11 protein-coding genes are annotated in these 9,847 nt (G+C 48.0%); 6 read left to right on the forward strand and 5 right to left on the reverse strand.

Going from position 1 to position 9,847, the window contains the following annotated elements; genetic code table 11:
• The first annotated feature begins 407 nt into the window (after window positions 1-407).
• Both NDI34_RS26640 and NDI34_RS26645 read left to right on the forward strand, forming a co-directional pair.
• The gene (locus tag NDI34_RS26640; protein WP_348234333.1) at window positions 408-2,387 is read left to right on the forward strand and encodes a long-chain fatty acid--CoA ligase; all 1,980 of its coding nucleotides are present in this window, start codon (window positions 408-410) and stop codon (window positions 2,385-2,387) included.
• A 137-nt stretch (window positions 2,388-2,524) separates the two neighbouring features.
• The gene (locus NDI34_RS26645) at window positions 2,525-2,974 is read left to right on the forward strand and encodes a YlqD family protein (RefSeq protein WP_190414598.1); all 450 of its coding nucleotides are present in this window, start codon (window positions 2,525-2,527) and stop codon (window positions 2,972-2,974) included.
• Window positions 2,975-3,048: 74 nt separating this feature from the next.
• Here the strand turns inward: NDI34_RS26645 and NDI34_RS26650 are convergent, their stop codons facing one another.
• Window positions 3,049-3,564 carry a hypothetical protein gene (locus NDI34_RS26650; RefSeq protein WP_348234334.1) on the reverse strand — a complete coding sequence of 172 codons (516 nt, stop codon included), beginning with the start codon at window positions 3,562-3,564 and terminating at the stop codon, window positions 3,049-3,051.
• A gap of 208 nt (window positions 3,565-3,772) precedes the next feature.
• Here NDI34_RS26650 and NDI34_RS26655 point away from each other — a divergent pair, with 208 nt between their 5' ends.
• A complete protein-coding gene (locus tag NDI34_RS26655) occupies window positions 3,773-5,110 on the forward strand; it encodes a dihydrolipoamide acetyltransferase family protein (protein WP_348234335.1) in 1,338 nt (445 codons plus the stop codon).
• Window positions 5,111-5,185: 75 nt separating this feature from the next.
• Here the strand turns inward: NDI34_RS26655 and NDI34_RS26660 are convergent, their stop codons facing one another.
• On the reverse strand, window positions 5,186-5,677 hold the full coding sequence (locus NDI34_RS26660) for a Uma2 family endonuclease (RefSeq protein WP_348234336.1): 492 nt from the start codon (window positions 5,675-5,677) through the stop codon (window positions 5,186-5,188).
• A gap of 289 nt (window positions 5,678-5,966) precedes the next feature.
• Here NDI34_RS26660 and NDI34_RS26665 point away from each other — a divergent pair, with 289 nt between their 5' ends.
• Entirely contained in the window at window positions 5,967-7,649 is a 1,683-nt protein-coding gene (locus tag NDI34_RS26665; RefSeq protein ID WP_348234337.1) for a GspE/PulE family protein, read from the forward strand.
• Window positions 7,650-7,721: 72 nt separating this feature from the next.
• Here NDI34_RS26665 and NDI34_RS26670 read toward each other — a convergent pair whose 3' ends face one another.
• Together NDI34_RS26670 and NDI34_RS26675 are read right to left on the reverse strand one after the other, a co-directional pair.
• A complete protein-coding gene (locus tag NDI34_RS26670) occupies window positions 7,722-8,099 on the reverse strand; it encodes a hypothetical protein (RefSeq protein ID WP_348234338.1) in 378 nt (125 codons plus the stop codon).
• A gap of 2 nt (window positions 8,100-8,101) precedes the next feature.
• A complete protein-coding gene (locus NDI34_RS26675; RefSeq protein WP_348234339.1) occupies window positions 8,102-8,314 on the reverse strand; it encodes a hypothetical protein in 213 nt (70 codons plus the stop codon).
• Window positions 8,315-8,629: 315 nt separating this feature from the next.
• Here NDI34_RS26675 and NDI34_RS26680 point away from each other — a divergent pair, with 315 nt between their 5' ends.
• Window positions 8,630-8,857: a helix-turn-helix transcriptional regulator gene (locus NDI34_RS26680; protein ID WP_348234340.1), complete on the forward strand. Its 228-nt coding sequence runs from the start codon at window positions 8,630-8,632 to the stop codon at window positions 8,855-8,857.
• A gap of 199 nt (window positions 8,858-9,056) precedes the next feature.
• Entirely contained in the window at window positions 9,057-9,305 is a 249-nt protein-coding gene (locus tag NDI34_RS26685; protein ID WP_190527704.1) for a helix-turn-helix transcriptional regulator, read from the forward strand.
• 60 nt (window positions 9,306-9,365) lie between these two features.
• On the opposite strand, the gene NDI34_RS26690 is transcribed toward NDI34_RS26685, so the two are convergent.
• Window positions 9,366-9,847: DHHA1 domain-containing protein (locus tag NDI34_RS26690; RefSeq protein WP_348234341.1), on the reverse strand; the 482-nt coding region annotated here is incomplete at its 5' end.

Below are 9,847 nucleotides of genomic sequence, written 5' to 3' on the forward strand. Positions count from 1 at the left end.
AAAATGGTTGATACTTTGCTTGCTACTGCACTTGATTTAGTCAATCCAAAACACCTACGCAACTGGTTCACAAACTGCTGCTACTGTACTTCATGAACTTGCAATCTGCTGTAACTATGGTTGGGAAAGAATACGATCGTTTCTCGTATCTAAAGTGAAGTATTGCCTTTTAAAAAATTTATGGGTGTGCCTCTTTCAGTTTTTTTTGGGCGCACGGATTCCCATTGTCTAAGAATATGCTATTAAATAGCAATAGTCAAGTATCAATTATTACAAATAATTAAATGCGATCGCGCTGCACAGATAGCATAGACACAATCAATTCTGTCCCTAAAACCTGTTATTGAAGCAACAGAGGAGTATTTTGGAAAAAGAGCTGATTAACGATTGCAGCGATTAATAAAGATATGTCGAAAGCCCCTAGTCCCTTCCAACTCAGCGAGCGAGACCGTGCTAACCTTAGCCGCATGGTAGATTACAGTTCGGTGGAATCTCTACCGGCTATCTGGCCGCTGGCGCGATCGCACTTTGGTAATACCATTGCCCTCCGAGATCCCCACGCTCAACCAGAGGTAGTTGTAACTTACACCCAATTAGCTCAGCAAATTCAACAGTTTGCCGCTGGGTTGCAGGCATTAGGAGTACAACCAGAATCTCGCCTTGCCCTGATTGCCGATAATAGTCCGCGCTGGTTTATTGCTGACCAAGGGGCGATGACCGCTGGGGCAGTTGATATCGTCCGTAGCTCTCAGGCAGAGCGGGAAGAGTTACTATTTATACTGGCAGATAGCGGCAGCACTACTTTAGTGGTAGAAGACCTGAAGACGCTGAAAAAACTCAGGGAACGCCTCAACGACCTCCCGATTCAGCTAGTCGTCTTGCTCTCCGATGAAGAACCCCCCGAAGAATCCACCCTGAAAACGCTGAATTTCTCTGGAGTCATGGCAGCAGGGGCAAATCAATCCTTGCAGCCGGTGAAGCAAAGCCGAGAAATGCTAGCGACGCTTATTTATACTTCTGGTACGACAGGCAAGCCCAAAGGCGTGATGCTGACGCATGGCAACCTGCTCCATCAGATTACCAACTTGGGAACCATCGTTCAGCCGCAACCGGGCGAACCTGTCCTGACGATTCTCCCCACTTGGCACAGCTTCGGGCGCACTGGCGAATACTTTTTCCTCTCCCACGGTTGCACCCAGATTTACACGAGCATTCGCCACATCAAAAAAGACTTTAAAGAATTCCAACCCCATTATTTAATTGCTGTCCCTCGGCTGTGGGAGTCTATCTACGAAGGCGTCCAGAAGCAGTTCCGCGAACAGCCTGCAAACAAGCAGAAACTGGTTAAAAATCTGCTAAGCATTAGTCAGCGCTACATTGAAGCTCGCCGTACTTGGCACAACTTGCGCTTACAACCCCAACCTCCCTCCATGCAAGAACGGCTATTAGCTGGAAGCCAAATGCTTACCTTGGCTCCTGCCCATGCGCTTGCCGAGAAATTAGTGTATGGAAAAGTCCGAGAAGCCACCGGAGGCAAATTAAAGTACGTCATCAGTGGCGGCGGCTCCCTCGCCATGCACCTGGAAAACTTCTTTGAAATTATTGGACTTGAGGTGCTGGTGGGCTACGGTCTTACAGAAACATCCCCCGTCTTAACAGCTCGTCAGTCTTGGTGCAATTTGCGGGGTTCATCTGGGCGATTTCTGCCAGGGACGGAAATTAAAATTGTTGACCCCGAAACCCGCAAACCCCTTCCGGCTGGGAGTCGCGGTCTAGTTTTAGCACGAGGGCCACAAGTGATGCAGGGATATTATCAAAATCCCCAAGCGACTGCCAAGGCAATTGACTCTGAAGGTTGGTTTGATAGCGGCGACTTGGGTTGGCTAACAGAGGCGAATGACTTAGTGCTGACAGGTCGGGCGAAGGATACGATAGTTTTAACTAACGGCGAAAACATCGAACCCCAGCCGATTGAAGATGCCTGTCTGCGGAGTCCTTATATTGACCAAATTGTGCTGGTGGGTCAAGATGAGCGATCGCTTGGTGCTTTAATTGTGCCCAATCTGGAAGCTTTGCAAAAGTGGGCAGCAGATAACAATCTGCACTTGCGGCTTCCAGAGGAAACTTCCTCACCCAGCAATCTCCCTACTGCATCCACTCAAGAAATTGACCTGAATAGTAAGATTGTTCAGGAATTATTCAAGAAAGAATTAAATCGGGAGGTGCAAAATCGCCCTGGTTATCGCCCAGATGACCGGATAAGTCTCTTCAAGCTAATTCTGGAGCCGTTCTCCATTGAAAATGGCATGATGACCCAGACGTTGAAAATCCGCAGACCTGTCGTAATGGAACGCTACCGCGATATGATCGACGGGATGTTTGCCTGATTTGGTCGGAAAGTTGGAAAAAAGCCTGAAGGATGAAGTGTAGTGCGAACTACACACACCGCCTTCATCCTTTAGCTCTCACCCTGAGCGCCTTTCCTACAAACCTTTACTCTTTAATTTTTCCAAGCAAAACGGATATGGATGTTTCTCAATCACACCTGCTGCTGAAGCGACCCGTTACAATCAAGGCCGTTGTTACTCCTCGTTGGAAAGAGGAAGCACAGCAGCAACTCCAGGCGCAAATTAACCAGCTTGACTCTCAGTTGCAACAGCTTGAAATGCAAGGACAGCGGGCAATCTCAGAAATTCAAAAGCAGAATCTGCAACCCCCTGGCCCTCAAGTGATGCAACAAATTGACAATATCCAAATCCAGGTTAATCAAAAGAAAAGCGAACTGCTTGAGCAGAAAAATCAACTTCTGCAACAGTTGCAACAAGTGCAGCTGATAGAACTCAACGACGAAGTGAATCACGGTCAGATTGAAGGCTTCTTTAAAGTAGAGCCGGGAGATAATCTGATTCAAAAAATGCAGGTAGAAATTCTCCTGCGCGATGGAATTGTAGAAGAAATTCGCGGGGAAATTTAATGCGAATGGTTAATGGCGAATGGCGAATGGGTAATTCGGAGATTGCCATTCGCCATTCGTCGATATTGGGGCATCTACTGACAATTTTGAGTTGACCAATCTTGATGACCTCGCCCCACATGACACTTGACTTGGGAACCAGCCCATGCCAATTTCCATTCCTTGGGTGTTTGAGCTGATGGGGAGGTCGGCACTAATTCAACACGATGCCTGATAGCACCGACAGAATCATCTGCAACGCCGGTTTGGGTAATCGTTACAACCGCTAGATTTTGTTGCGGATACTCAAGCGTAACTTCCCGCGTCCCCCCCTCGGATTCAGTTTGACCGAAGTGAGCAATTGCGATCGCTTTGGGGTCAGTTCCCTTCAAAGAGTTAGCGGACTTAATCTCTTGTAGCGGTATCGGTTTATACTTTGTTCGCTCAGTTTCTGCTATAGGTGCATTTTGGCTTACCTGTTGGGAGGATTGCTCAACACTTGGACTGCTGGCAGGCGTGGGAGTTGATTGAGTGCTGTTGCTGATGCTGCAAGCACTCAAGCCCAGTGCCATACCGACTAACACCACGAGGGATTTAAACTTGCCAGACATCGTTATAATAGGGAGTTTGAATTAGTTTTCTCTATCCAATTCTATTCAGCAGCACCAACGTCCGGAGAATTCGGCGTTGGGCGGTCGTGAAGGATACAAACTCAATAGACTGTTATAGAGTCGGATAGTTGTAATGACCATCGGTCAAGATACAATTCAATCTGGCTTTAATCTTGTTTATATAGACTGTCGATTCGGAAGACACCCCATGATTCACGAAGTTTTCATGCCCGCCCTTAGTTCCACCATGACCGAAGGCAAAATTGTCTCCTGGGTTAAATCTCCCGGCGACAAAGTGGAAAAAGGCGAAACCGTGGTGGTTGTCGAGTCGGACAAAGCTGATATGGACGTGGAGTCCTTCTACGAAGGATATCTTGCCACCATTATCGTACCTGCCGGTGAAGCAGCTCCGGTCGGGGCGGCGATCGCGCTCGTCGCCGAAACCGAAGCCGAAATCGAAACAGCCAAGCAACAGGCTCCTGGTTCTGCCCCCGCAACGCCATCGGTAAACGAATCCGCCCCCGCTCCCGCCCAACCTACCGCAGCCCCAGCCACCGCAGCCCCAGTCCCTGTAGAAACGACACCAGCCGCCGCCCGTCGCAATGGACGCAGCATTGTCTCCCCCCGTGCCCGGAAGTTAGCCAAAGAGCTGGGCGTCGATTTGAGTACCTTGCAAGGCAGTGGCCCCCACGGTCGGATTGTCGCAGAAGATGTGGAAGCATTGGCGAATAAGGGTAAACAACCCGTCGGTACAACTGCTACACCGACAATGACGCCCGTGGCTCCCCCTCCAGTAGCACCCGTCGCACCCGCGTCACCTGCACCCGCCGTTAAACCCGCCGCCGCAGCTACCGTACCCGCCGTTGCCGTTCCCGGTAGCGTCGTCCCCCTCAACACGCTGCAAAACGCCGTGGTGCGGAATATGGTAGCCAGTCTGCAAGTGCCTACCTTCCGCGTCGGTTACACTATCACCACGGATAATCTAGATAAGCTCTACAAGCAGATTAAATCCAAGGGCGTCACCATGACCGGGCTACTTGCGAAAGCAGTAGCCGTAACCTTGCAAAAACATCCCTTGGTGAATGCCAGCTTCTCAGACCAGGGAATTCATTATCACAGTGCGATTAACGTTGCTGTAGCTGTGGCAATGGATGGCGGCGGCTTAATTACACCAGTTCTGCAAAATGCCGACCAGCAGGATATTTACTCGCTCTCGCGTACCTGGAAAGATTTAGTCGAACGCTCCAGAACCAAGCAACTGCAACCCGCAGAATACAGTTCTGGCACCTTTACCCTCTCGAATTTGGGGATGTATGGGGTAGACAAGTTTGATGCCATCTTGCCGCCAGGAACAGGTGCTATCTTGGCAATTGGCGCGTCGCGTCCTCAAGTCGTCGCCACGGAAGACGGGATGATGGGAGTGCGCCGACAGATGCAGGTAAATCTTACCGCTGACCACCGAATTATCTACGGTGCCGATGCCGCTGCTTTCCTGCAAGATTTGGCAAAATTGATTGAAACCAATGCCCAATCTTTAACTCTCTAATGTAACCCTCTAAAAAGGGTGGGCAGTGCCCACCCTTTTTACTTTTTGACTTTTAAAAATTAAATAATCCACACGTCACCCCAATAATTCATCGACTGCCACGCTGAAACCTTGTAGCACAACTTGAGTGCTAGCAACTTCGCCAGAAATAAACACAAATCGTAGATTTTTAGTAACTACAATAATCCAACGATTCTCAGGAAAAACTAGCCAAACTTCCTCCCCACCAGACTGTAAATATTCCTGTGATTTAGCAATTACATCTTTAGCAATATCCGTAGGCGAAACAATTTCAGCAATTAGCGGGAAACTCTGGGGTAAAACAGCAGGTTCGCCAAACTGGTTGATTAGTTCTGCTGTCAGATAAGCAGCATCCGGAGAACGTCCCTGTTTATTGGTACGACAGGGAGGTGAAATATACACGCTTCCCCCTTGAGTGCTAGAACGCCTGTAATTTTCCCAGTAAGCAGAGAGTCCAGCTTGAATTCGACCATGAGTTAATGTAATTCCGTTTTTCTCTACTAATTTCCCATCCACCCATTCTGTGTTATCAGGGGGATTTTGCATCCAATCTTCTAGTGAGTATTCCTTTGAGATAGTAGAAGTTACCATTGCTATCTACTCGCTTTTACAACACTTGCCTTTATTATTACTTAGCGATTTCTTTTCCCACTCTAGGCAGCAAAAAAATTGCGTAGGGCAAAGTTTGGAGCTTTCGCGATCGCATCCCCCACATTACAAACGCGATCGCTTAGCCTCGGACTTTGTCCTACGCTTCTGATGTCACAGAGCGATCGCCTAAGTTAGGCTGGTGTAGTCTCAACCCCCAGCTGTTGATTTTTCGCTGGAAACAAGAATGCAAACCTCCCCTCCTGCTTCATCTGCTTGGCAACGGCTGAAAAATCGTGAAATTAACTGTGAAGAAGCGCTAAAACTCCTGGTAGATGAGCAAGGAACGCTCCGTTTAGCTCTGCTGGATCGGGAAGTCAGTTACCGATTTTTTCGGGAATTTCCAGATAGAAAATTTTTGCCTCCGGTGGTTCCGCTGCTGCTTTGGCGAAACTGTTACTACCTAGGAAGTCCGATGGCTCTTTCTGTAGAGGCGATTAGAGAATTGAGCGATCGCACCTTTACCGAGATCAAAATTATCCCGATTGCAGACAAAAGCTATCGCACCTGGTATCACACCCAAAACCTCGACCCCAAACGCATTTCCTCAACTCCCTTAGTGAATCCTCTCACGGGCGAGCAAGAGCAAGAAAACATCAGCGAAACAACTGAGCTATACCTCTCCAAAGCAGTTGACCAGATTGGACGGCTCAAAACCCTGATTTCCGGGGCATTGCGGAACCGCGCCAGCGATATCCACATGGAACCCGCGCCAGAAGGCTTGAGAGTCCGCTATCGCATTGATGGCGTCTTGCGGGATATTACCACTCTGCCAATCGATGTCAGCCGCAAGGTCATCGTCGCCCTCAAAGTCATGTCTGAAATCGACATCGCCGAAAGCCGCCGCCCCCAAGATGGACGGATTGGAGAGAAATATGCTTCCGGCGAAGAATTAGAGCTGGGAATGGATATGCGCGTCAGTACTCTTCCCTGCGTGGGTGGGGAAAAAGCGGTGATTCGGTTACTACCCCGCAAAAACCCCTTTTCTAAAATCCAAAACTTGGGATTCACTCCCACAACTCTCGAAACCTACAAAAGCTGGTTGGAACAGCCCCAAGGGATGATAATCCTTACCGGCCCGACAGGGAGCGGTAAAACCAGTACGCTGTATACCAGTCTGCAATCCGTCGCCAGGGAACACGTCAATGTGGTGACGGTAGAAGACCCCGTAGAGTACATTTTGCCCCGCATCACCCAAACCCAGGTCAATGAAGCGGCGGGGATGACTTTTGCAGCAGGCTTGAGATCAATTTTGCGCCAAGACCCGGATATCATCATGGTGGGAGAAATCCGCGACCACGAAACCGCAGAAACCGCAGTTCGGGCGGCGCTAACGGGTCACTTAGTTTTTACTACGCTGCACACGAACGATGCTCCTGGTGCGATTCCCCGAATCAAAGATATTGGCCCAGATCCCGGCTTAATTAGTGATGCCCTCTTGGGAATTGTGGCTCAGCGCTTGGTGCGCCGAGTCTGTCCTCACTGTGCGGCACCCTATAAGCCAACGGAGAAGGATTTGCAGGTACTGAGTTTAGAACCAACTCAGGCAAATTCAACCACTTGGCGAAAGGGTAAGGGCTGCGCTAAGTGTTTCAATTCTGGTTATCTGGGTCGAGAGGCAATTGTTGAGTTGCTGGATATCGATGATACGGTGCGCGAAATTATCTACGATGGCACGATGACGCAGCTGAATCGCTACCTACGGGAAATCAAGTTTTTCTCTTTCGGGATGGCAGCCGCAGAAAAGGTGACAAATGGGATCACAACGGTTGAGGAAGTGTTGCGCGTGTTACCTCGCAGCGCCTTTTCCCGCCGCAAGTCTATGGGCGGAAGCCGTCCGGAGCAGTTTACGCCGTTGGGTGTGGGATAGCGATCGCGCTATTGCGGTAAGGCTACATAAGATTCGCTCTCGCGCTTCTCCACAGGTACTATTTTACTGACTTTATGCGGCGCTTTCCTTTCCTGGTAAGCTGCCCAGATAGTCTCGGCGTTTTACCCAAAGTTGGCGGAGGTCTTCCATCATCTCTTTGTAGTAGTCGGAGAATTTCTGGCTGTCTTCTTTAATCTGAAGTCCGAGTTGTTGCAGTGCGGTAGGGGTGTGGCACGTTTGAAATAAAAGCGCGATAGCATCCCACCAGAGTCGCAATTGACGATAACTCACAAATTGTCCGCCACGATCTGTGCGATGTACAAAAAGTACATTTTGCCAACACTCGAATCGCACAATGAAGGATTCTGGTATTTTCAGGTATTTCGCCAAGAGTGCAACAGTGAGTCGAAATGTCTTTGGCGGTTGAATCCGGCGAAACAACGTTGTCATAATCAATTCACTCCAGGTTTAACTATTGAGCCGCTGGTTTCTGGGGTTGTGTCGAAAATGATGGAGTAGGGAACGTTTGGGGTATTATTCGCTTTGAGGATTTGCAAATGCGCTTCGGCATCGCTGCGACGACGAAAACGGGCGATAATTAGAGATCGCATATTCGGAAGCGAACGGATGATGCACCAAGGATGGAGTTTGGCGTAATACGTCATAAGATTCTCCCAGTCATAGCTGTGAGTTACTTAGTTATGGGTTTTGAATGGATATTTACGAGGGTGTCGCTAACCACCCCAGCCAAAGATAGCGATCATGCGATCGCCCACCTCTGCTTGGTGGAGTGACAGTTATGTAAGAAACTAAAGTTAGGAAAGGCATTTAAGAGAGCAACTAAATAGCTGTAAAGCTGCTTCCTGGTTGCTTGTCCTTTTTTTGCGGGTTGTTTCCCTGAACAAATTTAGGGTATATGACAAGGCTAAAGCAATTTAGGCAAGCCGTAAAGCAGTTTAGCTGAATTAATTTAGGCAAAGATGGCGAAAGAGCCTTTGTCACCACTTTTTAAACTCAGAACATTCCAAAACATTACCCAGAGAGAGCTTGCTGATGCTTTAGGTGTCACAACAGACACAATTGCTAACTGGGAAAGAGGTAGATCGGTGCCAAAACTGACAATTCCACAGTTCAAAACGTTGCTCAAAGTGCTGCAAGTGACTGTGGATGAGTTACCCGACGACTTCGGTAAGCTGGAATCGGAGTGAGGCGCGATCGCCCACCTCTGCTTGGTCGAATGACAGTTATATAAGAAACTAAAGTTAGGGAAGGCATCTTTTGAACCTCTAAAAGCGACTGAGCCAGATGGTGGCTTTTCAGTCTCTTCGTTAGCTTCTGTATTTATCTTATATAAGCACTCTTAGAATTTATTTGTCAAGCATCGTTATATAAGAATTTTTATAGTACATGACCAAAGACCAACAACAGCAAGAATACGATCGGGAGTCTCCCCTGAAGCGGCGGAGAGAAGAATTAGGCTTAACTCAGAGAGACGTTGCATTAGCTTTGGGTAAGACTGTCCAGACAGTTAGTAATTGGGAGACAGGACTTTATGAACCAAAGCTTACTCCCCGCGATTTGAAAGCACTTTGTCGGCTGCTGAAATGGACTTTGGAAGAACTGCCCGATTACTTCGGTTCACCACAACTACAGTAGCGATCGCGTTTTTGGTGCGAAGGATGCGATCGTCTTTCACTAAATCTTCAACTATTCTGGCTACAAGCAATTATAGGCAAATTTGCTAAGACTTTTTTGAAACGCTTTTAGATTCTCAGCGGGCATAGAAAAACCACCAGCGATTTTGTGTCCGCCAAACTTACCGAGTAAATCTTGACAAGATTGTAACGCTTGAAATACATGAAATCCTGAAATTCCTAATCCATAACCGCGAATCCAGTTTTCATTTTCGTAGGTGCCAATGAATGTAGGAACACTATAGCGTTCGACTAACCTTCTTGCCACAATCCTAAACACACCGGGATGCCAATTATCTTTAACAATTACCAATACAAGCTCTTGCTCTAAATTAATCTGACTTTCCTTAACCCAAGCTACAGCTTCGCGTTCAATCTTGTCACAGAGTACCTCACACATCTGGTTAACTTTTTCACAATGGATTGCTTGTTCCAGAGCTATATCACTATCATCTGTTATTAGCAAATCAAGCACAATTTGAGGTTCGGAAATGCTTCCTACTG

It is taken from the genome of Trichocoleus sp. DQ-U1 (assembly GCF_039961925.1).
Taxonomy (GTDB): Bacteria; Cyanobacteriota; Cyanobacteriia; order Cyanobacteriales; family FACHB-T130; genus FACHB-T130.